Annotated in this window: 17 protein-coding genes; 3 read left to right on the top strand and 14 right to left on the bottom strand. The window is 70.7% G+C overall.

The genetic code is table 11. The features are described 5' to 3' along the window. Positions 1-69: 69 nt before the first annotated feature. Together rpmG and NDW01_RS25860 are read right to left on the bottom strand one after the other, a co-directional pair. Positions 70-234, bottom strand: coding sequence for a 50S ribosomal protein L33 (gene rpmG, locus NDW01_RS25865; protein WP_252785535.1), 165 nt, complete (start codon positions 232-234; stop codon positions 70-72). 77 nt (positions 235-311) lie between these two features. Continuing rightward, the gene (locus NDW01_RS25860; RefSeq protein WP_252824664.1) at positions 312-2,420 is read right to left on the bottom strand and encodes an ArnT family glycosyltransferase; all 2,109 of its coding nucleotides are present in this window, start codon (positions 2,418-2,420) and stop codon (positions 312-314) included. Positions 2,421-2,579: 159 nt separating this feature from the next. Between NDW01_RS25860 and NDW01_RS25855 the strand changes: the two genes are divergently transcribed. Then, entirely contained in the window at positions 2,580-4,040 is a 1,461-nt protein-coding gene (locus tag NDW01_RS25855; protein ID WP_252824662.1) for a benzaldehyde dehydrogenase, read from the top strand. A gap of 845 nt (positions 4,041-4,885) precedes the next feature. Here the strand turns inward: NDW01_RS25855 and NDW01_RS25850 are convergent. The 3 genes from NDW01_RS25850 to NDW01_RS25840 form a co-directional block, all read right to left on the bottom strand. After that, on the bottom strand, positions 4,886-5,476 hold the full coding sequence (locus tag NDW01_RS25850; protein ID WP_252824660.1) for a TetR/AcrR family transcriptional regulator: 591 nt from the start codon (positions 5,474-5,476) through the stop codon (positions 4,886-4,888). A gap of 2 nt (positions 5,477-5,478) precedes the next feature. After that, positions 5,479-6,123: a hypothetical protein gene (locus tag NDW01_RS25845; RefSeq protein WP_252824659.1), complete on the bottom strand. Its 645-nt coding sequence runs from the start codon at positions 6,121-6,123 to the stop codon at positions 5,479-5,481. Positions 6,124-6,219: 96 nt separating this feature from the next. Next, positions 6,220-7,032, bottom strand: coding sequence for an alpha/beta fold hydrolase (locus NDW01_RS25840; protein ID WP_252824656.1), 813 nt, complete (start codon positions 7,030-7,032; stop codon positions 6,220-6,222). A gap of 57 nt (positions 7,033-7,089) precedes the next feature. Between NDW01_RS25840 and NDW01_RS25835 the strand changes: the two genes are divergently transcribed. Together NDW01_RS25835 and NDW01_RS43960 are read left to right on the top strand one after the other, a co-directional pair. After that, the gene (locus NDW01_RS25835; RefSeq protein WP_252824653.1) at positions 7,090-7,563 is read left to right on the top strand and encodes a MarR family winged helix-turn-helix transcriptional regulator; all 474 of its coding nucleotides are present in this window, start codon (positions 7,090-7,092) and stop codon (positions 7,561-7,563) included. Positions 7,564-7,806: 243 nt separating this feature from the next. Next, positions 7,807-8,580, top strand: coding sequence for a dienelactone hydrolase family protein (locus NDW01_RS43960; RefSeq protein ID WP_252824651.1), 774 nt, complete (start codon positions 7,807-7,809; stop codon positions 8,578-8,580). Positions 8,581-8,724: 144 nt separating this feature from the next. On the opposite strand, the gene NDW01_RS25825 is transcribed toward NDW01_RS43960, so the two are convergent. The 9 genes from NDW01_RS25825 to NDW01_RS25785 form a co-directional block, all read right to left on the bottom strand. Next, the gene (locus NDW01_RS25825; protein ID WP_252824648.1) at positions 8,725-10,239 is read right to left on the bottom strand and encodes an alpha-L-fucosidase; all 1,515 of its coding nucleotides are present in this window, start codon (positions 10,237-10,239) and stop codon (positions 8,725-8,727) included. 60 nt (positions 10,240-10,299) lie between these two features. Then, positions 10,300-13,188, bottom strand: coding sequence for a beta-galactosidase (locus NDW01_RS25820; protein ID WP_252824646.1), 2,889 nt, complete (start codon positions 13,186-13,188; stop codon positions 10,300-10,302). Between the two features lie 220 nt (positions 13,189-13,408). Beyond that, positions 13,409-16,363 (bottom strand): glycoside hydrolase family 3 protein, encoded by a 2,955-nt coding sequence (locus tag NDW01_RS25815; RefSeq protein WP_252825055.1) that lies wholly within the window; start codon positions 16,361-16,363, stop codon positions 13,409-13,411. A gap of 20 nt (positions 16,364-16,383) precedes the next feature. After that, entirely contained in the window at positions 16,384-17,754 is a 1,371-nt protein-coding gene (locus NDW01_RS25810) for a GH1 family beta-glucosidase (protein ID WP_252824644.1), read from the bottom strand. Between the two features lie 65 nt (positions 17,755-17,819). After that, a complete protein-coding gene (gene yicI / locus NDW01_RS25805; protein ID WP_252824642.1) occupies positions 17,820-20,138 on the bottom strand; it encodes an alpha-xylosidase in 2,319 nt (772 codons plus the stop codon). A gap of 17 nt (positions 20,139-20,155) precedes the next feature. After that, positions 20,156-21,019 (bottom strand): carbohydrate ABC transporter permease, encoded by an 864-nt coding sequence (locus tag NDW01_RS25800; RefSeq protein ID WP_252824639.1) that lies wholly within the window; start codon positions 21,017-21,019, stop codon positions 20,156-20,158. A gap of 64 nt (positions 21,020-21,083) precedes the next feature. Beyond that, on the bottom strand, positions 21,084-22,031 hold the full coding sequence (locus tag NDW01_RS25795; protein ID WP_252824637.1) for a carbohydrate ABC transporter permease: 948 nt from the start codon (positions 22,029-22,031) through the stop codon (positions 21,084-21,086). Positions 22,032-22,095: 64 nt separating this feature from the next. Next, complete coding sequence (locus NDW01_RS25790; protein ID WP_252824635.1) at positions 22,096-23,385, bottom strand: extracellular solute-binding protein; 1,290 nt, start codon at positions 23,383-23,385, stop codon at positions 22,096-22,098. 74 nt (positions 23,386-23,459) lie between these two features. Further along, positions 23,460-24,431 (bottom strand): LacI family DNA-binding transcriptional regulator, encoded by a 972-nt coding sequence (locus tag NDW01_RS25785; RefSeq protein ID WP_252824633.1) that lies wholly within the window; start codon positions 24,429-24,431, stop codon positions 23,460-23,462. Positions 24,432-24,637 lie beyond the last annotated feature (206 nt).

Genomic DNA, 24,637 nt, shown 5'->3' with positions numbered 1-24,637 from the left:
TTCGCCGGAAGTCACCGCGCGGGCCCGCTCGCCGGGCCCGGCGTCCCGCGCGGCTCCCGTCCGCCGGGCTCAGCGCTCTTCGCGGAACGCGACGTGGCGGCGGGCGATCGGGTCGTACTTGCTGAGTGTGAGCCGGTCGGGGTCGTTGCGGCGGTTCTTGCGGGTCACGTAGGTGTAGCCGGTGCCCGCCGTGGACCGGAGCTTCACGACCGGCCGGAGCTGGTTCCTCGCCACGGTGTCTCCCCTCTGAGACGTGCGGTCCCTCCGCACCGAACACGACAACGAATTTCGTTCCCAGATATTCCGCCCCGTCACGCCGTCCCCTTCGCCTGCGACGACAGGTCGTACACCGTCGTGCCGCCGACCGTCTCGGCGGTGAAGTTCCCCTGCACCCAGGACGCGATCTGCTGGGCCACGTCGCTGCCGCCGGAGCCCGTACCCCGCGACATCCCCATCGTCGACCCGCCGATGAAGTAGTGGATCCGCTTCGCGCGGACGTACTCCTGGAACCGCTGCAGGCTCGGCGCCGGGTCGGTGCCGTTGAACCCGCCGACCGCCATCACCGGCTCGCCGGTCGCCAGCTGGTATCCGGCGGCGTTGTTCGACCCGACCGTCGCGGCGACCCAGGTGTAGGAGCCGGCGTTCCGCTCGAGCGCGGAGGTCAGTGCGGCGCTCGGGGTGGTGGCGTTCAGCAGCCCGCCCGGGCCACCGCCCCCACCCGGCCCCCGCATGCCGCCGCCCGGCGACTGCGGCATCCCCCCGTTACCGGTGCGCGGCCCCCCGGGGAACCCGCCGCCCGGGAACCCGCCACCGGCGAAGCCGCCTCCGGGGAACCCGCCACGGCCGCCGCCCTGCGCGCGGAAGCCGCGCCCCATGCCACCGGCGCGCCCGCCGAACCCCGGCATCCCGCCCCGCCCGGACGACGGCCCTGCCGTCGGGATCGCCCCCGTGTGCGGAGTACCGGCCGTCTCGACCGCGTACGCGGCCGGCCCGGCGACCGACGTGAGCGCGGCCACGACCAGCGCCGTGCCGAGCAGCCGGCGCGGGGCGCGCCCGGCCGAGGCCAGCAGCGCGGCGGCGAGCAGGCCGCCGACCAGCACGACCAGCCGCAGCCACGGCACGAAGTCCGGCGTGCGGCCGAGCAGGACGTACGACCACCAGGCGGTCAGCGCGACCGTCCCGGCGAGCGTGAAGGACGCGGCCGGCCGGTGCCGTTCCCGCCACAGCACCGCCGCGCCCATCCCGGTGAGCGCCGCGACCGCCGGGGCCAGCGCGACCGTGTAGTACCCGTGGAAGATCCCCTGCATGAGACTGAACACCAGGCCGGTCACCAGCAGCCAGCCGCCCCACAGCGCGAACCCGGCGAACTCGCGGCGGCGCTCCCGGCCGCGCGTCAGCCACAGCCCGGCGACGAGCAGGACCAGCGCCGCCGGCAGCAGCCACGCGATCTGCCCGCCGAGCTCACCGTCGAACATCCGCATCGGCCCGGCGTCCTGGTTGAGGTTGCCGAGCCCGCCCGTCTCGTTCCCGCTCAGCCGGCCGAGGCCGTTGTAGCCCAGGGCGAGCTCCAGCACGCTGTCGTGCTGGGAACCGCCGATGTACGGGCGGGAGCCCGACGGCACCAGGGCGACGATCGCGACCCACCATCCCGCCGCGACGACCAGCGCGACCCCCGCGAGGAGCAGCTGCCCGATCCGCCGCCGTACGGGCGCGGGCGCCGCCAGCAGGTACACCAGCGCGAACGCCGGCACGACGAGGAACGCCTGCAGCATCTTGGCCAGGAACCCCAGCCCCACGCAGGACGCCGCGAACACCAGCCACCGGGTGCTCGCGCCCTCCACCGCCCGCACGACCCCGTACGCGCCGAGCGCGAGCAGCAGGACGAGCAGCGCGTCCGGGTTGTTGAACCGGAACATCAGCGCGGCCACCGGCGTGGTCGCCAGGACGGCCCCCGCCAGCAGCGCCCCGGCGATCGCGGTCCGGTCACCGCGCCCACCGAGCGAACGCCGGACCGCCGCGTACACCACCCCGACCGCCGCGACCCCCATGAGGGCCTGCGGCACCAGGATGCTCCAGGCGTTCACCCCGAAGATCCGGGCGGACAGCTCCATCGGCCACAGCGCCATCGGCGTCTTGTCGACGGTGATGAAGTTCGACGCGTCCGAGGATCCGAAGAAGAACGCCTCCCAACTGCGCGTTCCGGCCTGGACCGCCGCCGAGTAGAAGGCGTTCGCCCAGCCGGAGGCGCCCAGCCCCCACACGTACAGCACCGCGGTGGCGGCGAGGAGGCCGAGCAGCGCGGGACGCGCCCACGCCGGGTCGCCGGCGGATCCGCGCAGCACCCGGCGTGCCAGGCGACCGCCGCGGGCGGCTCGTACGCCGCCCTCGGGTTCGGCCTGCCGGGGTGGTCCGGAGGTCATCGATGTCATGGGACCACGGTCGGCGCCCGACGTCAGCGGTCCCTGAGCCGACCATTAAAGCCCGGTGAGAATCCTGCCTTCCACTGAGTGGAAGGCGGGGAGATCGCCGATGCCGTCCCCGGCGTAGGCTCGCCAACCCCCCGAAACGAAGGGTGTGCCATGGCGCTGCTGGATGAGAAGACCTGGGCCGGCTCGGTGTTCGGTGACGGCTGGTACGAGCCGTCCGGGGGAGACGCCGCCGTCGTCGAGCCCGCCACCGGCGCCGAACTGGGCCGCACCGGCATCGCCGTCGGCGAGGACGTCTCCCGGGCCGCCGCCGAGGCGGCGAAGGCGCAGCGCGGGTGGGCCGCCACGTCGTTCGAGGAACGCGCTGCGGTGCTCCGCCGCGCCGGCCTGCTGTTCGAGCAGCACGCCGCCGAGATCGAGGAGTGGATCGTCCGCGAGACCGGCGCAATCCCGCCCAAGGCGGCCCTGGAGACCCACATCGCAGCCCAGGAGTGCTACGAGGCGGCCGCGCTCGCCTCCCATCCCCTCGGCGACATCCTGCCGACCGCCAAGAAGCGGCTCAGCCTCGCCCGCCGCGTGCCCGCCGGCGTCGTCGGGGTCATCGCCCCGTTCAACTTCCCGCTCATCCTCGGCATCCGATCGGTCGCGCCGGCCCTCGCCCTCGGGAACGCCGTCGTCTTCAAGCCCGACCCCCGTACGGCGGTGGCCGGCGGCGTCGTCGTGGCCCGCGTGTTCGAGGAGGCCGGGCTGCCCGCCGGGGTCCTGCACATGCTCCCCGGCGGCGCCGACGCCGGAGAGGCGCTGGTCGCCGACCCGCACGTCCGCGTCATCTCCTTCACCGGCTCCACCGCCGCCGGCCGCGCGGTGGGCGAGGCCGCCGGACGGCACCTCAAGCGCGCCCACCTGGAACTCGGCGGCAACTCCGCTCTCATCGTCCTCGACGACGCCGACCTCGACCTGGCGGTGTCCGCGGCGGCGTTCGGCTCGTTCATGCACCAGGGCCAGATCTGCATGACGACCGGGCGGCACCTGGTGCACGAGCGGATCGCGGGCGAGTTCGTCGAACGCCTCGCCGCCAAGGCCGACGGCCTGCCCGTCGGGAACCCCGCCACCGAACAGGTCGCCCTCGGCCCGATCATCGACGAGAGGCAGCGCGACCACATCCACGCCCTGGTCACCGCGAGCGTCGACGCGGGCGCACGCCTGGCCGCCGGTGGCACGTACGACGGGCTGTTCTACCGCCCGACGGTCCTCGCCGGCGTCACCCCGCAGACCCCGGCGTACGCGAACGAGGTCTTCGGCCCGGTCGCACCGGTCAGCGCGTTCGGCTCTGCGGACGAGGCGGTCGCCCTGGCCGCCGGCACCGAGTACGGCCTGTCGCTCGGCATCCTCACGCGGGACGTCATGAAGGCACTCGACCTGGCCGACCGGATCCCGAGCGGGATCGTGCACATCAACGACCAGACGGTCGACGATGAGGCCGTCGCCCCGTTCGGCGGCGTCGGCGCGTCGGGCACCGGCTCCCGTTTCGGCGGCGCCGCGGCGAACATCGAGGCGTTCACCGAGACCCAGTGGGTGACCATGCAGGGCGACATCGCCCGCTACCCCTTCTGACCGCGGTCTCGTCGCCGTCGGTCCACGGAGACCTGAACCCACCTACCTCGGGCGGGCGGCCGTCGACCGGCGGCTCGGGCCACGAGACCATCGGCGCTATCCGTGACGCCCGGCCGGTCGGCAGGCTCGGCACCATGAAGGACGAAGCCGGCCGACAGGCCGCGATCGGGTCCGGCGGGCCGCCGCTGCGGCGGCGGGTCGCTCCGGCCGTCGCCCTCTTCCTCCTCGCCCCGGCCATCGGCGAGCTGCTGCTGGGCAATCCGCGGGTCGCGGAGACGGCGGCCTTTCTGCCCGTGCTCGCTCCGCTGTACGGCGGCGGCGCCCTGCTCATCCGCGAGACGGCGCGGCGGGCCGGGCGCGGACCGGCCACGATGCTGATCCTCGGGGTCGCGTACGGGCTCGTCGAGGAGTGCCTGGCCGACCAGATGCTGTTCAACCGCCACTCCCGGACGACATGGAAGCGGTGGAGGCCGTCGGCGTCCGAACGGCCACCGAGGTCCCGATTCCGGATGTCGTGGTGGGTGACTCCGAGACTCTCCGTGCCGGGGCGGCGGTGCTTCTCGCCGAGCAGACCTACCTGGTGGCAGAGATCGTCAGTCAGGGAACCGGCGCAGGGATTACCAGGACAAGCCCCGGATCTACGCGGCTGCGGGGATCCCCGCCTTCCTTCGCGTCGAACTCGTCGGCGCGAACCCGCCGTACGTCGAGGTGCTGAGCCTGCGTGACGGCGCTTATGTCAGCGTCGCGCACGTCGATGCCGGCAGATCGTGAAACTGACCGATCCGTTCCCGGTCGCATTCGATCCGGCGCGGCTCCTTGGCCGGCGTTTCCGCTGAATCGCGTGCTCAGCGGGACGCGGTCGGACTGGACTGGGACGCCAGGTCGCGGAACGCGGTGTCGAGGGCGCCGATGAGGTGGTCGAAGGTGACGTCCAGGGACTCCGGGAGGCCGAAGCCGCCGGCGGTTTCGAGGGAGACGAGGCCGTGGCAGACGGTGCGCCACATGCGGATCGCGTGGATCAGGTCCGCGCCCTGGAGCCCGTAGCCGCTGATGGCGGCGGCCGCGACGGCGACGGCCTGGTCGCTCACCATGGTGTACTCCTCATCGCCAGGGGCCGGGGCCTGCACGCTCGCGGCGTAGCGGCCCGGATGGGCGAGGGCGTAGGCGCGGTAGGCGCGGGACGCCGCCCGCAGGCTGTCCCGGCCCGTCAGCCCGACGGCCGCCCTGGTCACGCTGTCGGTGAGTTCGCGGATGCCCAGCAGCGCCACGTCGCGCTTGACGGCTTCGAGCCCGTCGACGTGCTTGTAGAGGCCGGGGAGGGAGACGCGGCACCGCTGGGCGACCGCCGCGAGGGTGAGCCGGTCCAGGCCCACCTCGTCGGCGACGGTCGCGGCTTCCGCGACGACGCGGTCAGGGGTCAGTCCAACGCGGGGCATGGTCACCGACCGTATCGTCCGAGCGCGATGCCGGTGCCGGTGACGAAGACCAGCAGCAGGATCAGCGCGGGTGCGGCCAGCAGGGCGAGGCTCTGCAGCAGGAAGAGGTAGACGACGCCCGAGGCGGCGATGGACACGGCGAGCGCGGCTCCCGTGTAGCGCAGCCGGCGGGGGAGTGCTCCGGAGACGGCCGCCGCCGCGCCGACGACGGCCAGGGCGAGCATCTTCGCGCCATCCAGCCGGTCGCCCGCCTGGAACAGCAGGTGCGCGGTGCCGGGCGCGGTCGTCCGGGACAGCGCCGCGCCGAGCACGAACTGGATCAGGGAGATGGTCGCGGCGATCGCACCGGCGATCCCGACGGTCCGGGCGGCGCCGCCCGATCCGTCGCGGCGTGCGGCCCGGGCCAGCAGAACGGAGACGATCGCGAGGCCGGCCGCCGGCAGGCCCTCGGTAAGGGCGAACTGGACCGCCACCACGCTCTCGTGACCCGCGAACGCCGCGACGATCTCGCTTCCGGAGGCGGTGAGTTTCGGGCTGGGCGCTCCGAGGGACAGCCCGGCGACCCAGGAGAGCGCGTAGGCCACGCCGGTGACGGCGGGGACGGTGAGCGCGCGGGGACGGGGGCGCGCGGCGGCCGAGATGTTCATGGCTTCTCCTCGAGACGGCGTAAGTTAATAGGACTAACTTCAAGTTAGTCCTATTAACTTATCGCCGCAAGAGTCTCGGCCTTTCGGGCTGAGGCGTCAGTCCTGCCGGCGCAGGAAGTCGAGGAGAATCCGGTGGTAGGCGTCCGGTCGTTCCAGGTTGGGGTAGTGGGCGGTCCCCTCGACGGTGGCCGTGTGGCCGTGGGTGACGAGCCCGGCCAGTCGTTCGGCCATGCCGATGTGGTCCGGCGAGTCGAGGTCGCCGTTGACGGCCAGCAGAGGTGCGGTGATCTTCGCTGCGCGCGTCCAGGTGTCGGGCACCGGAATGAGCAGGTTCCCCTCGCCGGCGGAGTGCTTGGACATCGTCCGCCGCGCCATCTCCCGCACCCGCCGTACGACCTCGGGATCGACGTCGTCGAGCGTGCGGTACGGACCCGCCGCGAACAGCGCGAACGCGTCGATCGCGCGATCGAGGTCGCCGTCCGCCATCGCGGCGGTCGCGGCCCCGAACGCCTTGACGGTCCACGGATCGGTGAATTCGGGCTCGCTGGTCCCGGCGCCGGTGACGACCAGGGCGCGCACCAGGTCGGGATGCTCCAGGGCGGTGTCGGCGGCGATGCTCGCGCCCATCGACACGCCGGCGAGGACCGCCGGTCCGACGCCGAGGCGGCGCAGCAGTGCGGCGAGGTCGTCGGTGTGCCGGAACGGGCGGCTCGCGTTGGCGGAGGCGCCGTGTCCCCGGGCGTCGGGTGCGATGACGCGGTACCGCGAGGCGAGCACGGGAATCTGGTCGTCCCACATGTGGTGGTCCAGGAAGCCGCCGTGCAGCAGGACCAGCGGATGTCCGGTGCCGAGGTCACGGTACGCGAGCCGGCCGTCTTCGGTGTCGAACCAAGAGAGGTCGTCAGACATGACAACCAAGGTGTCATGTGCGCGGACGTTTGACAACCGAGGTGTCATAATCGGGTGGTGACCGACTCCGATTCGCCGCTCGGACCCGACGAGCTCTCCGCCCGGCTCGGCGAGGTGTTCGACCTGGTCGGGCCGCTGTACCGGCGGGCACAGCGCAAGGTGGAGCAGTACGCGCCGCTCCAAGGGCTGTCCGTCGGCGTGCGCGCCGTCCTGGCCCTCCTCCGGGAACACGGGTCCATGACCGTCCCGCAGATGGGCCGCGCTCAGGCGCTGAGCAGGCAGTTCGTGCAGCGAATGGTCAATGAGGCGGCCGCGCGCGGTCTGGTGGAGAGCGCCCCCAACCCCGCGCACAAGCGATCCTCCCTCATCCGGCTGACCGGCGAGGGCGCCGCGGCCATCACCGCACTTGTCGCCCGCGAGCGGGAGATGCTGAGCCAGGTCGGCGGCGACCTGACCGACGACGACATCACCGCCTGCCTGCGGGTACTGACGCGGATGCTCGAATTCCTCGACGACATCGACGTCGACTGAACGGCCGTCACGGCTTTTCCGGCCCGCCGGATCGAGATCCGCGCCCGAGCGCAGCCGGGGGTGGTGGTCGTATTCGCTTGAGGCAGGCCCGGAGGATTCGGCCGGGGCCGCCGGGCCAGACGAGCGTACGTGGTCACCGCACCAGCACCTCTTGTGCAGGTATGAGCCGTTCCGCTGCTGATGTCGGAGGCGGAACGGCTCTGAACGCTCCTCAGACTCGGCCGCGTCTGCTTCGATGTGTTGGTGTACGCGACGCTGGAGTGGATCGAAGGCCCGGTAGCTCACGGTGGTGTCGTCGAGCGATCGTTTCGGCTCGGCCGGGCGTTAGGCGCGGTTCCGGGCGTCCTGTGGCTGCCGTCTTCTTCCGTCTCCACGCCTCCCCTGGTGCTGCTGGGGCACGGAGGCAGCGGGCACAAGCGAAGCGAGCAGATCGTCGATCGGGCCCGGTGGTTCGCATCCCAGGTCGGCATTGCGGCGCTGGCGATCGACGGGCCGTATCACGGAGACCGAGTTCCCGCCCCGATGCCCGCTGTGGAGTATCAGGGCCGGATCGCGGCAGAGGGGCTCGAGGTCGTCCTCGATCGGATGACGGACGAATGGCGGGCGAGTGTGGACGCCCTTGGTGCTCTGGGCGTCGTGGACACCTCCCGCCTCGGCTATCTGGGAATGTCCATGGGGGCACGGTTCGGCCTTTCCCTCGCGGCCGCTCTGGGTGATGAGCTTCGTTGTGTGGTCCTGGGGAAGTTCGGTCTTCGGCAGGTGGCGGCCATGTACGAGGGCCTGGCCGTACCAGAGCGTGTCGCGAGGGATGCCCGGCGGGTCACCGCACCCGCCCTCTTCCACATCCAGTGGGACGACGAGATCTTTCCCAGAGACGGGCAACTGGCCCTGTTCGACCTGTTGGGATCACGGGACAAGCAACTGGTCGGCTACGCCGGTACGCACCGCGAGACGAAGCCCACGGCCAGCGCCAGTTGGCGCCGCTTCATCTCGCACCACCTGACCGCCCGCGGCTGAAGGCCGAGCAACCCGATCCCCGCCCTGGGACAGCTGACTTGAGGGCCGACAAGCCGAAGTTCTTGACACGCTGCGAAGACCAGAGATCTGCACTCGTGAGCCGCCCCGCCTCCGACGTCGGCGGGCGGGACGGCTCAACGCCGCTCAGGCGGGGCGGGGTCTGCGGTCGGTGGCGCCGCAGTCGAGTTGGCCGGCGATGGCGGTGTCGCCGCCGACGGCGGCCAGGGCCTCCAACCGGACGTACCGGGCGGTCGTGGGGCGGAAGCGGGCGCGCTTCAGGGTGTGGTCGGCGGCCCACGTCCCGGCGGAGACCTGCTTGAAGATCGTTCCGTCGACGCTCACCGAGATCCGGTACGCCGTGATGTTCCCGGTGGTGACGAACTCGTCGAACGAGTACGGCGTCACCGTGTCCTGCCGTGGCAGGTAGGTGAACGTGTCGAGGCCGGAGTAGCGCCGTCCGAGGTCGAGCGTCACCGCCTGGGGGAGTGGGCCCGTGGACGTCCACAGGGTCTGGTCGGCCTCGCCGTTCCAGCCGTAGTCGCTGTGCCCGTCGATGGCCTTGGCGGCGTCGCCGCTGGTCGCGGTGGCCGAGACGGGCGTGACCGGGTGGCGCAGGACGTCGGGCTGGGCGGGCAGCGGCGGGCGGGACGCGTCCGGCCGCCAGCGCCTCCCGACCTCGTGGAGCGTCGTGACGACGGTGTCGTCGAGCAGGCCGTCGGTGTTGGGCGGGCAGTTGAGGATGAAGGTCGCGTAGCGGGATTCCAGCGGCTTCAGGTGACCGTCCACGAGCCGGCCGGGCGTGAGCAGGTTCGCCGGTGTGGACGGGTGCCAGAACCAGCCGGACGGGGAGATGGTCTGGCCCTGGGAGGCGGCGTAGGTGTTGCCGGGCGGGCAGAAGACGCCGCCCTTCGGCTCTTCGAAGAACAGCAGCTCGGAGTGCCAGGGGACGGTGAGCCCGTTGAGGTCCAGGACGAGGCAGTCGGGTTGCAGGGCGGCGACGTGCTCGCGGATCTCGGCGAACGGCAGCGACTGCTGGCCGAACGCCCAGTGCCACGCCCAGCCGTCGAAGATCAGCAACGGGACCCGGCCGTAGTGGGTGAGCAGCTCGGTGAGCTGGTTCTTGACGTACTCGATGGTCGCCCGGGTGATCGGCGTGTCATCGTCGAACCCCTTCGGGCCGACGCCGTTGGTGCGGTCCCAGATCGAGAAGTACAGGCAGGGCGTGACGCCGCGGGATCGGAAGGCGTCCACGTACTCGCGGACGATGTCCCGCTTGACCGGGCTGCTCGCCACCGAGTACCGCGTGTACTTCGACGGCCAGAGGCAGAAGCCGTCGTGGTGCTTGGCGGTGAGCACGGCGAACCGCATGCCGGCGGCCTTCGCGGCGTCGGCCCACTGGCCGCAGTCCAGCTTCGCCGGGTTGAACGAGAGCGGGTCCTGGTCCGGGTCCACCCACTCGGCGTCGTGGAAGGTGCCCATGTTGAAATGCAGGAACATCCCGAAGCGCCAGTCGACGAAGCGGCGCTGCAGGGCGTACCGGTTGCCGCGGTGGGCCGGCGGCGCGGCGGCGGCTCGGCCGGCGGTCAGCGGGAGGGCCGCGGCTCCGGCTGCGGTGGCGGTCGTGGCGAGGAAGGTCCGCCGGCTCGGCGAAGAGGTCATGAGGAAGCCCCTTTCGGCGGGCCGTGGCCGGGCGGACACCCGGCCACGGCCCCGTGCGGATCAGCGGAAGGAGGGGGAGGGGACGTCGGACACGGGCACGCCGCCGCGCTCGTCGTCGAGCGCGACCAGGCTCACCGGCGCGGGCGTCGCGTCGGCGCGGGCGACGATCGCGAGGGCGAGCGTGTTGCGGCCGTGCCCGCGCAGCAGGCCGGCGGGCAGCGTGAAGTCGGTCTGCGGGCCGATGTCACCGCCGTACTGGCCGAGGTTCCAGCCGTTGAGGAAGATCTGGACGCGGTAGCCCTGGCCGACGGGCCCGCCGAAGCGGAGCGCGATCGGCACGTCCTGGCCCTGGGGCAGGTCGAGCCGGAACGACGTGCGCTGCCACGTCACGCCGGGCGTGACCGTCGTCGCGGCGCCCGCCGTCCAGGAGCCGTCCGGGTACCCGGGCAGGTGCCAGCCCGCCCGCTCGCCGTACAGGCCGCCGTTGTTCAGCGGGCCGCGCGTCCGGTCGGTGAGGTTCTCGCCGCCCCTGGCACCTTGGATCCGCCAGGAGATCGGGGCGTCGCCCGCCCCGGTGACGGAGACCGCGTACAGGCCGCGCGGCTGCTTGAACCGGTTGTCGTCGGCGGTCCAGTCGTCGTTGTGGCCCTGGTTCTCCACGAGGACGGACAGGACGGCCTGCTGCCCGGCCTTGACCAGGCCCGCCGGGATCGTGAAGTCACCGCGGCCGGGGTCGGGGTTCACCGGGGCGTCGGCGTCGGCCTCGACGCCGCCCGCCGCCGAGCCGAGGTACCGGCCGTTCAGCCAGACCAGGTAGGAGCCGCGCTTGCCGGTGAAGGCGTTGAGCGACACCCTGGTCTCCGCGCCGGTGGCGGTGAACCGCCCCCGGTACCAGACGTCGCCGTAGTGGTAGCCGTAGTCGTCGGCGTACAGCACGGTCGGCGTCTTCGGCTTCAGCGGGCTCTCGGTCGTGGTCTTCGTCGCGGCCGTCCACGACGAGTCGTCGAAGGCGGGCTGCGCCTCGGGGGACTCGGCCTTCGAGCGCCAGCCGGTGAGCGCCGGCAGGTGGACGGCCTTCGGGCCGGGCAGCGTGCCGAGCAGCGATCCGCTCGTGGTCGGGCGCGTCCGTACGGGCGAGCCGTTCACGACCAGGCGACGGGCGTCGCCGAACACCTCGACGTCCTCGGCCTTGGCCGTGTCGGCGCGGACGTACGCGGTGCCCCCGGCCACGGTGGCGGAGCGGACGAGCGACGTGCCGCGTACGAGCACCGGGCCGGCCTGCCAGAACCTCGCGGCCTCGGCGTCGGTGCCGAGCAGGAGCAGCAGCGGACGCCGCCCGCCGCCGCTGATCAGCACCCGGGCCAGGCCGGAGTGGGTGTAGTCGAGCCGCAGGTCACCGGTGGAGGAGCCGGGAGGTAGGCCGGGGTCGGTCGGTCGGGGAGAATACGACGACTTCACCGACCCGGACAGGACCTGCACGGTCGGCCGCGAGGAGTAGCGCAGGACCGTGGAGCCCTGGGTGCCGTCGGTCCCGTACAGCACGGCGACGTCCCGGCCGCCCGCCTCCACGTGCGTCATCAACTCGGAGTTCGACCAGACGAGCCGCTGGCCGCCCAGGTCGTAGCCGGCGATGAGGACCTTGGCGTCGCGGCCCTTGACCCGTACGGGCACCTGGTAGCGGCCGTCCGGGGTCGTCCAGTCCAGCGTGGCCGAGTCGTCCGTGGTGGCCGCGTGGTCGCTGTGCCGGACGAGTACGAACTGCGTGTGCGTGTCCGGGTTGGCGCGCGCCACGGTCTCGATCGCCTGGTCCGAGGACGCGGGCGCGGTCACCGGGTCGGTCTCGGCGAGGACGGGCGCGGTCGTGGCGAGGAGGCCGTTCTGCCGTTTGAACTCGTCGTACTTGGCGGTCAGCGTGCGGTTCTCGGTGATGGCCGAGCCGTAGTCGTAGGAGGTGTAGACGTCGTTCGGCTGGGCCAGCCAGCCCCAGTTCGTGCCGCCGAAGCCCATGTAGTAGTTGAACGCCGTCGCCCCGGCCTCGATGAGGTTGGACTTGTAGAAGAACTTCATGAACGCCGGGCCGGTGAGCTCACGGCACTTGTCGTACCCGCCGTTGTAGGAGTCGATCGACCCGCCCTGGTACTCCGCCGCGAACACCGGGGAGTCCTCGCGCAGCCGTTCGGTCAGGCCGGCGCCCCACGGCCCCCACGTCGTGTCGGCGTTGGGGCAGTCGAAGCTCTGCGGGTAGTCGTCCACGCCGGGGATCTGCACCGCGCCCTGCCCGGACGCCCACGTGGAGGTCCAGGACGCCGCGTCGCAGCAGTCGTTGGTCATCGTCGGCACGTCGATGCCGTCGGCCCGCGCCTTCTTCTGGACGTCCTCCATGTACGCCGCGTCGGTCGCGGCGGCGTACTCGTTCTCGACGTTGTAGAGGATGACCGAGCCGCCGCGGGTGATCTGGTGCCGGGCGATGATCGGGTCGATGTGGCCGAGCCAGTCGCGGTACGCGGCCGTGTAGCCGGGGGCGCTGCTGCGGGCCCGGCCGGGCACGTTCTTCAGCCAGGCGGGGAAGCCGCCGCCGGTGGTCTCGGCGTTGATGTACGGGCCCGGCCGCGCGATGACGTAGAGACCGGCCTGCTGGGCGATCGTGAGCAGGCGGTCCACGTCGCGGACGCCGGTGAAGTCGTACACCCCGGGCTTGGGCGAGTGGTAGGCCCAGTCGAAGTACATCGAGACGGCGTTGAACCCGGCGGCCTTGTACTTCTCCAGCACGTCGCGCCACAGGTCGGGGCTGGGCAGCCGGAAGTAGTGGAACTCCGCGGACCGCAGCAGCACGCGCTGCCCGTCGATCGAGACGGAGTAGTGGTCGTACGTCACCCGGTGCCGGGGAGCGGCGACGGCGGTGGTCGGCGGGGACAGAGGGGACACCGCGAGCGCGAGCGATGCGGTCACGGCGGCGAGAAGGGCGAGAAGCCTGAGTCTCAGGCGGCGGACGGGTCTGACGTTCACGAGCCGGGCCTCCGATGGCGGTCGTGGAGTCGGAACGGTCGATCCCCCGATCGGTGAAATCCCCCGATCGATCGGGGCGCCCCGCCCGTGGCGTCCTGGGGCATGGACGAGGCACCCCTGCTCGTGGGCGGCCGCCGCCCGGTCGGGGCGGCGGCCGGTCCCGCTACTTGAGCGAGAAGGTGCTGATCCGCAGGTCCCCGCGGAACACCAGGTAGACGTCGTGGCGGCCCTTCGCGCCCTGCAGAGCGGCGGTCGTGGTCGCGTACTTGTAGACGTCGCCGGTGCTCGGCACCGTCGCCGTGCCCGCGAGCGGGCCGGTCGGGGAGTCGAGACGGACCTCGATCGAGCCGTCGCCCGCGCTCGCCTTGGCGGCCGCGGCGGTGAAGGTCGCCGCGCCGGAGCCGAGCGACGCGTCGGCGAACTCGATCCAGTTCCCGTCGGTCGCGCCGACCGCGTCACCGCGCACCTTGGTCTCGTCGACGAGGCGTACGCCCTGGTAGTCGTCGAAGTCGACCGCGCGGGTCGGGGCGGTGAGGTTCCGCGGCGGGATGGTCTCGCCGTGGACCCGCAGGGCGGCGCGCTGCCGGATGTCGGCCGAGGACGCGCCCACCTGCACATCGTACGTTCCGGTCTCCACGACGTTCTTGTCGCGGGTGACGTCCCAGTGCGCCAGGTCGGACACGTTGAACGTCAGGTGCACCGTCGTGGTCCGACCGGCCGCCAGGCGCACCCGCTGGAACGCGCGCAGCTGCTTGACCGGCTGCTTGTCGCGCGAGGTCCGCTGGTGGGTGTAGAGCTGGACGACCTCGTCACCGGCGCGCCTGCCGGTGTTCGTCACGCGGACGGTCGCGGTGACCTTGTGGCCCGACTGGCCGACGTGCAGCCCGTCGTAGCGGAAGCTCGTGTACGACAGGCCGTAGCCGAACGGGTAGAGCGTCTGCCCCTGGTAGTAGAGATACGTGCGGTTCGACTTGATGATGTCGTAGTCGAGGATGTCGGGCAGGTCGCCGTCCGAGCGGTACCAGGTCTGGGTGAGCCGCCCGGCCGGGTCGCTGTCGCCGAACAGCGTGTCGGCGAGGGCGTGCCCGGTCTCGGCACCGGCGTGCGTCGTCCACAGGATCGCCGGGACTTCTCGCTGCTCCCAGTTGAGCGTGGTCGGATAGCTGTTCTCCACCACCACGATCGTGTGGGGGTTGGCCGCCTGGACCGCCTTGATCAGGTTCTCCTGGCTCTCGGCGAGGGCCATCGTCGTACGGTCATGGGCCTCGCGGCCGTTGATGAACGGCATGCTGCCGACGACCACGACCGCCGCGTCCGCGCCCTTGGCGGCCTTGACCGCCTCGTCCGCGCCGCTGCTGATGACGTCCTTGCTGAAGTGGGACGCCCCGGACTTGGTCGTGAGCGTCAGCGTGCCGTCGGAGCCGGCCTTGAGGTACTTGGCGTCGCCGTACCAGGACTCGTCGGTCTCGTAGCCGGAGTAACGCAGCAGGTAGCTGCCGTCGCTCTGCTGCTCCAGCGAGAACATCTGCTGCACGAACCAGCCGTTCGGCTGGTCCTGGTCGTTGACGACCGTGCTGCCCCAGTTGTACCGGCCGACGTACTTGCCGTTGGCGACGCTGCGCAGGGTCAGTTTGCCCTGGCCCCAGTCGAACACGTCGAACTGGGTCGTCGCGTCGGCGCTGGTGGCGCTCTCCTTCAGCGCCGCCCCGGACGCCCCCGTCCCGGCGGTGACGTACTTGCCGGTCGTGACGTCCTTGAGGGCGATCCGGTCGGCGCCTTCGCTGTCGGACACCGTGCCGCCGCTGCCGAGCTTCTCCTTGAGGCCGTCCAGCGGGGTCACCTTGTACGGCAGGGAGCCGGAGTACCAGTCGGTGTAGAGGGTCTTCTCCAGCGGGCCGACGACCGCGAGCTTCTTCGTCTTCGCGGCGTTCAGGGGGAGGGCGTTCCCGGAGTTCTTCAGCAGCACGGCCGCCTGGTCGGCGGTCTGCCGGGCCAGGGCCTGGTGGGCCGGGCTGTTGATGACCGACTTGTCGATCTTGGCGTACGGACCGCCGTCCGGGTCGAAGTCGCCGAGCCGGACCCGCAGGCTCAGGATGTGCGAGACCGCGGTGTCGAGGTCGGACTGCTTCAGCAGGCCCTGGTCCAGCGCCGACTTGACCGCGGCGGTGGTCGGCCCGCCGTTGGTGTCGTCGACCGTGAGGCTGTCCAGGCCGGCCTTGATGAGGGCGGCGTCGGCCTCCGGCTGGGTGGCGTAGTAGTGCTCGCTGCCGGTCAGGTTGTTCGGCGCGCCGGCGTCGGTGACGTTGACCAGGTCACGCCTGGTCCATGTGCGGACGACGTCGTTCAGGTCCGGGTTGACGGTGTTCGGCCGCCCGTTGACCAGGTTGTACGACGCCATCACGCCGGTGGCCGCGTCGGCGGAGATCGCCGGCGAGAACGCCTTCTCGTCGTACTCCTTCTTGACGCGCGGCCGCAGGTCCGACGAGGTGGTGTCGCGGTTCACCTCGTTGTTGTTGGCCAGGTAGTGCTTGAGGACGGGCGCGGCCTTGAGGTGGTCCTTGTCGGGTCCCTCGATGCCGGAGCCGTACGCCGTGGAGATGGCGCCGGTGAGGTACGGGTCCTCGGAGTAGCCCTCCTCGTTGCGGCCCCAGCGCGGGTCGCGCAGCAGGTTGACGACGGGCGCCCACAGCTGCAGGCCCCACACGTCCGGGTTCTCGGAGTTGAAGCCGCGTGCCTCGTCGCCGACGGCGGAGCCGACCTTCTTGATCAGGTCCGGGTTCCAGGTGGAGGCGAGACCGACCGCCTGCGGGAACACGGTGCCGTTCGCGGTGACGACGGCGCCGCTGTTGTGGATGTCGGTGGACCAGGCGATGCCGTGCAGCGCCTCGGTGCCGGTCTTGAAGGGCTTGATCCCGAGTCGCGGGATGGCCGGCTCGTACTGGTGGAGGAGGGAGATCTTCTCGTCGACGGTCAGTCGGCCGAGCAGGTCGTTCACGCGGGTCTGGAGGGACAGATGAGGGTTCTGGAAGGGGTACGTGGTCTCGGCGTGGGCCGGACCGCTCAGCCCGAGCGTGGCCATCACGGCCACGCCGAGCGTCGCGGCGATCCGGGGTCTCATCTTCACTAGCTACGACCTCCTTAGTCAGTCGAAGCGCTTCGACGTGTTGCCCCCGAGAACTTGGGTCCCTGCGGGAATCGCGCGACGATGTCCTGGTACCAGTGCGCGCTGTCCTTCCAGGTGCGCTTCTGCGTCGCGTAATCCACGTGGACGATGCCGAACCGCCGCGAGTAGCCGTACGCCCACTCGAAGTTGTCCAGCAGTGACCAGACGAAGTAGCCGCGCACGTCCGCGCCCGCCTCGCGCGCCCGCTCGACCGCCGACAGGTGGTCGCGCAGGTACTCGATGCGGCTCTGGTCGCGCACCCGGCCGTCCGGGTCGATCCGGTCGTCGAACGCCGCGCCGTTCTCCGTGATGACGAGCGGGACGCCCGGGTACTCCCCGTGCAGGCGCAGCAGCAGCTCGGTCAGGCCGGTCGCGTCGATCGGCCACCCCATCGCGGTGTACGGGCCCGGCTGCTTGACGAACTCGATGTCGTCGCAGCCCACCCACGGCGACGCCGTGCTGTTCCCGTGCCCGTCCGCGGTGGCGCGCGGCGACACGCCGTCCCAGCGCCGGACGAGCGTCGGGGCGTAGTAGTTCACCCCGAGCATCTCCAGCGGCGCCTTGCAGGTCGCCTCGTCGCCGTCCCGGACGAACGACCAGTCGGTGATGCCCCGGGTGTCGTCGAGCAGGTCGGCGGGGTAGGCGCCCTCCAGCATCGGCCCGAGGAAGATCCGGTTGGCGACCGCGTCGACCTGGCGCACCGCGTCGGCGTCGTCGCCGCGCACGTGGTGCAGGTTGAGCGTGACCGAGACCGGGCCGGGCAGCGCGCGGGCGGCCAGGCCGTGCGCGAGGTTGAGATGGTGCGCGGCGGTCAGCGCGGCGACCGGATCGGTGCGGCCGGGCGCGTGCACGCCCGAGCCGTAGCCGAGGAACGCCGAGCACCACGGCTCGTTCAGCGTCGACCACAGGTGGACGCGGTCGCCGAGCGCCGCGCCGATCCGCTCGGCGTACTCGGCGAACCGGTAGGCCGTGTCGCGGGCCGTCCACCCGCCCGCGTCCTCCAGTTCCTGCGGCAGGTCCCAGTGGTAGAGCGTCGCGACCGGCTTGATGTCGTGCTCCAGCAGCGCGTCGACGAGCCGGGAGTAGAAGTCGATCCCGCGCTGGTCGTACACGCGCGGCCAGGACACCGAGAAGCGGTAGGCCCCCAGGCCCAGCTCCCGCATGATCTCGATGTCCTCCGGCCACCGGTGGTAGTGGTCGGCGGCCACGTCGCCGGTGTCACCGTTCAGCACCAGGCCGGGCGTGTGGCTGTAGGTGTCCCAGATCGACGGCACCCGGCCGTCCTCACGGGCCGCACCCTCGATCTGGTACGCGGCGGTCGCGGCACCCCACACGAAGTCGTTCATGCGGCCTCCTTCGTCGGCGGAGTGACCAGAGGTGCTGTGCTCATTGACTCGCTCGCTTCGCTCACTCATGCCTCTGAAACCCCTCGGATCGTGACGGTCTGACCGGTGGCCTCGACGAGGAGGCCGTGATCGTTCGGCACGATCGTGCCACCCTCCGCCTCGCCGGACCGCACGCCGACGAGCAGCACCCGCCAGTTCGCGGCGTTCTCCGCGGTCACCGTGACCACGTCACCGTCGCGCGCCGTCGTGAACGTCGCCGCGACCTCGCCCGAGGTGTCCGGGATCTCGGTGGTGACCCGCGCGCCGTCGGCCAGTGCGTACGCGTGCAGGGTGACGCCGTCCGCGTAGTCGTAGTCGGGCCGGTCCTCGACCGCGCCCATCGGGATCACCGAGCCGGGCCGGGCCAGCAGCGGGATGCTCAGGAAGCCGTGCCGCTCCCGCACCCAGCGCCCGCCCTCCACCGGCTCGCCGGTCAGCACGTGCGTCCAGGTGCCCTCGGGCACGTAGTACGCGGTGTCGCCCTCGGCCGAGAAGACCGGCGCGACCAGCAGGTCCCCGCCGAGCATGTACTGCCGGTCCAGGTGGCTGACGGCCGGGTCGCCGGGGAACTCCACGACCATCGAGCGCATCATCGGGATGCCCTCGCCGTACGTCTCCCGCGCCGCGCCCAGGATGTACGGCATGAGCCGCGCCTTCAGCTTCGTGAACCGGCGCAGGACGTCGACGGCCTCCTCGTCGAACAGCCACGGCACCCGGTAGGAGTGGCTGCCGTGCAGCCGGCTGTGCGAGGACAGCAGGCCGAACGCGATCCACCGCTTGAACAGCGCCGGGTCCGGCGTGCCCTCGAAGCCGCCGATGTCATGGCTCCAGTAGCCGAACCCGGACATGCTCAGCGACAGCCCGCCGCGCAGGTCCTCGGCCATCGCCTCGAACGTCGACTCGCAGTCGCCGCCCCAGTGCACCGGGAACGTCTGCGACCCCGCCGTGGCCGACCGGGCGAAGACCACGGCCTCCCCCTCGCCCCGGCGCTTGCGCAGCAGCTCGAAGACGGTCTCGTTGTACAGGTAGGTGTAGTAGTTGTGCATCCGCTCGGGGTCGGAGCCGTCGAAGTAGACGACGTCCGTCGGGATGCGCTCGCCGAAGTCGGTCTTGAAGCAGTCCACGCCCATGTCGAGCAGCGCGTCCAGCTTCGCGGCGTACCACTCGCGGGCCTCCGGGTTGGTGAAGTCCACCAGGCCCATGCCGGGCTGCCACTTGTCCCACTGCCAGACGTCGCCGTTCGGCTTCTTGACCAGGAAGCCGCGCTCCCGTCCCTCCTCGAACAGCTTCGACCGCTGCGCGATGTACGGGTTGATCCACAGGCAGATCTTCAGGCCGCGCGCCTTGAGGCGGCGCAGCATGCCCTCCGGGTCGGGGAACGTGCGCGGATCCCACTCGAAGTCGCACCAGTGGAACTCGCGCATCCAGAAGCAGTCGAAGTGGAACACCGACAGCGGCAGGTCCCGCTCGGCCATCCCGTCGATGAAGCTCGACACCGTCTCCTCGTCGTAGGAGGTGGTGAACGAGGTGGACAGCCACAGGCCGTACGACCAGGCGGGCACCCGGGCCGGGCGGCCGGTCAGCGCGGTGTACTTGCGCAGGACGTCCTTCGGCGTCGGGCCGTAGATGACGAAGTAGCGCAGCGACTGGCCCTGGACGCTGAACTGCGTGCGCGTGACGACCTCGGAGGCCACCTCGTACGACACGTGCCCGGGATGGTCGACGAACACGCCGTAGCCCGCGTCGGTCAGGTAGAACGGGACGTTCTTGTACGCCTGCTCGCTGGCGGTGCCGCCGTCGGCGTTCCAGATGTCGACGGTCTGGCCGTTCTTGACCAGCGGGCCGAACCGCTCGCCGAGGCCGTACACGTGGTGGCCGACGCCGAGGTCGAGCTGCTCGCGGATGTAGTGCTTCCCGTCGCCGGTCTCCATGATGGCGGTGGTCTTAGCGCCGCCGCCGGTGATGACCCGGCCGCCGGCGGAGAAGTCGACGCGCCACGGGCCCTGGCGCGCGACCCGTACGGACAGCGCGCCCGAGGTGAGGACGGCGGCCTCGTCGTCCACGGTGACCTCGACGCCGCCGCGCTCCTCGGTCAGGCGGAACCGCGGGTCGCGGGGGACCTCACCGTCGAAGTGGGTGACCGTCACGCCGATGACGTCCGGCATCGGGGAGGTGTAGGTCAGGGTGAGCTGCGGGCCCTTGAGCAGGTCGCCCCGGTGCCGGATGTGCTGGGTCGGCGCGTAGACGCTGAGCGAGTCGGGGCCGGCCTGCACGTCGAGCACCTCGACGGGGTACGAGGCCCGCACGCCGTCCTGCAGCATCCAGTAGCCGTCGGTGAATCGCAAAGAAGTGAGTCCTTGTCCTACTTGACCGCACCCACGGTGATGCCGCGGGTGAGGGTGCGCTGGAAGATCAGGAAGAAGACGACCGCCGGGATGATGCCGAGCAGGGCCGAGGCGCTGGTCATGGTCGCGTCCATCATCTTCTGGCCCTGCAGGACGCCGAGCGCGACCGGCACCGTCTGGTTCTCGTTGGAGATCAGGAAGATCATCGGGAGGAAGAACTCGTTCCACGTCCAGATGAAGAAGAAGACGAACAGCACGCCGAGGGTCGGCCGGCTGATCGGGACGACGACGCGCCACAGGATGCGGAACCGTCCCGCGCCGTCCATCCGCGCCGCCTCGAGGATCTCCCGGGGGAACGTCGACAGCACCGACGACAGCAGGTACGTGCCGAACGCCGTCTGGATGGCGGTGAAGATGATGATCACGCTGAGCCGCGTGTCGTACAGGTCGACCTTCTTCGACAGGAAGTACAGCGGGTAGACCAGCACCTCCTGCGGCATCGTGTTGGCCAGCAGGAACAGCACGAGGATCCACACCCGGCCCTTGATCCGGCCGATGCCGAGGGCGTAGGAGTTCAGCACCGACAGGATCACCGCGAGCACGGCGACCGAGCCGCTGATGATCAGGCTGTTGACGAGCTTGGCGCCGAAGTCGACGCGATTCCAGAAGTCCTTGATGCCCTGGAGGTAGAAGCCCTTCGGCACGCTGAGCGGCCCGTGGCTGGAGTACTCCGCCGGGGTCTTGAACGCGTTGAACGTGATGATGACGAACGGCAGCAGCATCACGACCGCGAGCACGGCGAGCGCCAGGAGCACCGCCCACGCGCCCGGAGTGCGCCGGTGCGCGGCGGACGTCCCGCGTTTGACGCTGATGGAGCTCATGAGGCCTCCTTCGTCGGCCTCATGAGCAAGCTGCTGTGCCTCTTGATGCCCTCGCTGCGCTCGGTCATGAGTCCGCCTCCTCGGCCTTGTTCTGGCGGCTGATCAGCACCGCCATGACCACGACGATGATGAGCGTCAGCACGGTCGCGATCGCGGCGCCGTAGCCGACCTGGGTCTTCTCGAAGAAGTTCTGGTACGAGTAGTAGGCGGGCACGTTGGTCGCTCCGCCGGGGCCGCCACGGGTCAGGATGAAGACCTTGTCGAAGCTCTTGATGGCGGCGACCGTGCAGGTCAGCAGCACCACGTAGATCTCCGGGCGGATCTGCGGGATCGTGATGTACCAGAACTTCCGCCACCACGACGCGCCGTCGATGTCGGCGGCCTCGTACAGGGACGGGTCGACCCGCTGCAGGCCCGCCATGAAGACGACGAGTGGGAAGCCGATCTGCACCCAGACCAGCACGCCCATCACGGTGTAGAGCGCGAGCTTCGGGTCGCCCAGCCAGTCCTCCTGGAGCGACTTCAGGCCGATCGCCTTGAGGACGGCGTTGAGCGCGCCGTTGTCGGGGGCGAGGATCCAGGCCCAGACGATGCCGGCCACCGCGAACGGCAGCACCTGCGGCAGGTAGATGCAGGCCCGCAGGATCGCGGTCGTGCGCGGGCCGAACCGCTTGGCGATGACGTCGAACAGCACGGACGCCAGGACGAGCCCGACCAGCAATGGGACGATCGCCATCGCGATGACGAGCGCGACGTTGTGCGCGAACGAGGACCAGAAGGCCCCGTCGGACAGCAGCTTGGTGTAGTTGTCCAGCCCGACCCACTTCGGCGAGCCGATGCCGTCCCACTTGGTCAGGCTGAAGCCGATGTTCATGACGAACGGCACCAGGATGACCCCGATGAACAGGACCGTGCTGGGGATCAGGTAGACGGAGTAGGACAGGCCGTCACGTGGCCGGCCGGCGGGCTTGGAGACGGCCTTCGCGGGCGGCGCGCTCAGGGTTTGGGTCATCGTGTCTCTCCGGTACGGGGAGCGGGCGGCCGGAGCCGCCCCGCTCCCCGCGGTCGGCGGTGTCTCAGTGGCCGATGTTCGAGAGGTTCTCGTTGTACGCCTTGGCGAAGCCGTCGAGGACCGAGCTCGGGGGCGCCGAACCGGTGATCAGCTTCTGCGTCCCGGCCACGAGCACGTCGTAGAAGGCCGGCGCCGGCCAGTCCGGGTAGAAGCCCAGTGCGTCGTTGTTGGCCAGGGTCTGGTAGTTCTCGATGAGCTTCTTGTTCTTCGGGTCCTTCACGCCGGCGGGGTCACCGGCGACCGGCACGCCGCCGTTGTCGGCGAGAAGGTTCTGGATCTCCTTCTTCATCGTGATGTTGATGAAGTCATAGGCGAGGTCCTTGTTCTTGGACCCCTTCGGGACGACCCAGAGGTTGCCGCTGGACCCGAGCGTGAGCTTGGTGTCCGGCCAGAGGAAGGTGTCCCACTGGAAGTTCTTGATCTCCTTCTCGTAGCGGCCGTACCACCAGCTGCCGGAGAAGAACATCGGGAACTTGCCGGCGATGAAGGCCGTGCCGGCGTCCTCGGCCTTGAGGCCCGAGGAGTTCTTGGCGATGTAGCCCTTCTTCACCCAGTCGTTGAAGGTGTTCGCGGCGTAGGTCCACGCCGGGTCGTGGAAGTCGACCTTGCCGGTGTAGCGCTCGTACCGGTCGACCCAGGGCTTGTCCGCCTTGCTCAGTGCGAGCTGGTAGAGGTACTGCTGTGCCGGGTACTCCGCGCCGGCGTTGGACAGCGGCGTGACGCCCTTCTGCACGAACGTGTCCATCGCCTTGGTGAACTCGTCGAAGGTCGTCGGCACCTTGATGCCGTATTTGTCGAACAGCGACTTGTTGTAATAAACCTGCAGGTACTCGGCGTAGTTCGGGACGCCGTACCACTTGTCGCCGCCCATGACGCCCTTGGCGTCGTACTTCGCCGTCTCGGCGACGCTCGGCGGGAGCAGTTTGTCCCAGCCGCGCTTGGTGACCTCGGCGGTCATGTCGGTGAGCAGGCCCTGTTTGGCCAGCAGGCCGGCGGTCGCGTTGCCCTTGTTGTACTCCATGATGTCCGGCGCGTCCTTGGAGTTCAGGATCATCGGCGCCGTCTTCTGCATCTGTTCGAAGCTCTTCTCTTCGAACTTCACCTTGACGCCCGGGTGCGCGGCCTCGAACTCCTTGATCGCCTGGTTCCACGCCACCCCCATGGCGCTGTCCTGGGTCTCGTAGTGCCACAGCTTCAGCTCTTTGGACGAAGAGCCGCCGCCTCCGCCGCCGCACGCGGAAAGGGCCAGCGCCGCCGCGGCCAGGGCCGCGAGCGCCTTTGTCGCCTTCAACATCGGGGGTTCCTCCAGGGGGTGAAAAACTGTCGAAGCGCTTCGACGAGTGCCGAAAAGGAGAGTCGGTGGGTTCGTCAGGCCGCCGGTGTGCTGGACCGGACGACGAGGCGGGAGGGGAGCAGGGTGGCGCCGGGCGGCTGGTGGCCGTCCAGCTTCTCCATGAGCAGGGCGACCGCCTGGCGGCCGAGTTCCTCGGCGGGAATGGAGATCGAGGTGAGGTCGAGCCGCTCCGCGAGGTCGTCGGGAGCGATCGCGATGAAGGACAGGTCGTCGGGGATACGGCGCCCGGTCGCGCGGAACGCCGAGAGCAGCGGTTCGACCGCCGGCTCGTTGTGGACCGCGATGCCGGTCAGGCCGGGGTGGTCGCGCAGGAGGTCGTCGGCGGCCTCCCGCGCGTGGTCCGGGTCGCAGGGCCGGACGACCGCGATCACGCCGCGTTCGGCGGCGGCCCGCTGGAAGCCGGCCTTCGTGCGCTCGGCGAAGCCGGTGCCGCGTTCGTACACCGCGGGCGGCGCGCCGATCAGCGCGATCTCGCGGTGCCCGAGGTCGGCCAGGTATTCGGCGCAGGCCGCGCCGGCCGCCTCGAAGTCCCAGTCGATGCAGGTCAGCCCGCTCGGCTCCGCGGGGAAACCGATCAGCACCGACGGCCGGTCCAGCGAGCGCAGCACCGGCAGCCGTACGTCGTGCATCTCGACGTCCATCACGATGATCGCGTCGACGAGGGACGAGCCGGCGACCCGCTCGAGGCCGCCGATGCCCTCGTCCTGGGTCAGCAGCAGGACGTCGTGGTCGTACGTGCGGGCGCTGGTGACGGCCGCGATGACCATCTGCATCACGATGGGCACGTGGATGCCCGAGCGCAGGGGGACGACGAGCGCGATGACGTTGGAGCGGTTGCTGGCCAGCGCGCGGGCGCCCGCGTGCGGGCGGTAGCCCAGGGCCCGGATACTGTCCATGACCCGGCGGCGCGTCTGGTCGGAGATCGACCGCTTCCCGCTCAGCACGTACGACACCGTGCTGGGGGAGACGCCTGCGTGGCGGGCCACGTCAGAGATCTTTACCAAGGTCCCGCTCCTGTCGAAGCGCTTCGATTGCCGGAATGTTAAGCCCGTCACTCCGGTGGCGCAATGGGCCGTTACGAGAACGCAACCGTGGGTTGGGAGCGCTCCCATAGTCGTTTCGGTGTCGATCGAATCGAAGCGGCAGGTCAGCGAAGGGCGGCGGTCGACGGCGTCTCCGCGTGGTTGGCGAG

Origin of the sequence: Actinoallomurus soli (assembly GCF_024055715.1) — a bacterium.
Taxonomy (GTDB): domain Bacteria; phylum Actinomycetota; class Actinomycetes; order Streptosporangiales; family Streptosporangiaceae; genus Actinoallomurus; species Actinoallomurus soli.
Note: the sequence above shows the minus strand (reverse complement) of the source record. Positions and strands in the feature narration are given on the sequence as shown.

Coding starts and splice junctions, on each gene's coding strand:
- NDW01_RS25845 (WP_252824659.1), bottom strand. CDS start 6,123: ATGAACATCTCGGCCGCCGCGCGCCCCCGTCCCCGCGCGCTCACCGTC.
- NDW01_RS25840 (WP_252824656.1), bottom strand. CDS start 7,032: ATGTCTGACGACCTCTCTTGGTTCGACACCGAAGACGGCCGGCTCGCG.
- NDW01_RS25855 (WP_252824662.1), top strand. CDS start 2,580: ATGGCGCTGCTGGATGAGAAGACCTGGGCCGGCTCGGTGTTCGGTGAC.
- NDW01_RS25795 (WP_252824637.1), bottom strand. CDS start 22,031: ATGACCCAAACCCTGAGCGCGCCGCCCGCGAAGGCCGTCTCCAAGCCC.
- NDW01_RS25800 (WP_252824639.1), bottom strand. CDS start 21,019: ATGAGCTCCATCAGCGTCAAACGCGGGACGTCCGCCGCGCACCGGCGC.
- NDW01_RS25860 (WP_252824664.1), bottom strand. CDS start 2,420: ATGACCTCCGGACCACCCCGGCAGGCCGAACCCGAGGGCGGCGTACGA.
- NDW01_RS25810 (WP_252824644.1), bottom strand. CDS start 17,754: ATGAACGACTTCGTGTGGGGTGCCGCGACCGCCGCGTACCAGATCGAG.
- NDW01_RS25850 (WP_252824660.1), bottom strand. CDS start 5,476: ATGCCCCGCGTTGGACTGACCCCTGACCGCGTCGTCGCGGAAGCCGCG.
- NDW01_RS25825 (WP_252824648.1), bottom strand. CDS start 10,239: ATGACCTCTTCGCCGAGCCGGCGGACCTTCCTCGCCACGACCGCCACC.
- NDW01_RS25790 (WP_252824635.1), bottom strand. CDS start 23,385: ATGTTGAAGGCGACAAAGGCGCTCGCGGCCCTGGCCGCGGCGGCGCTG.
- NDW01_RS25815 (WP_252825055.1), bottom strand. CDS start 16,363: ATGAGACCCCGGATCGCCGCGACGCTCGGCGTGGCCGTGATGGCCACG.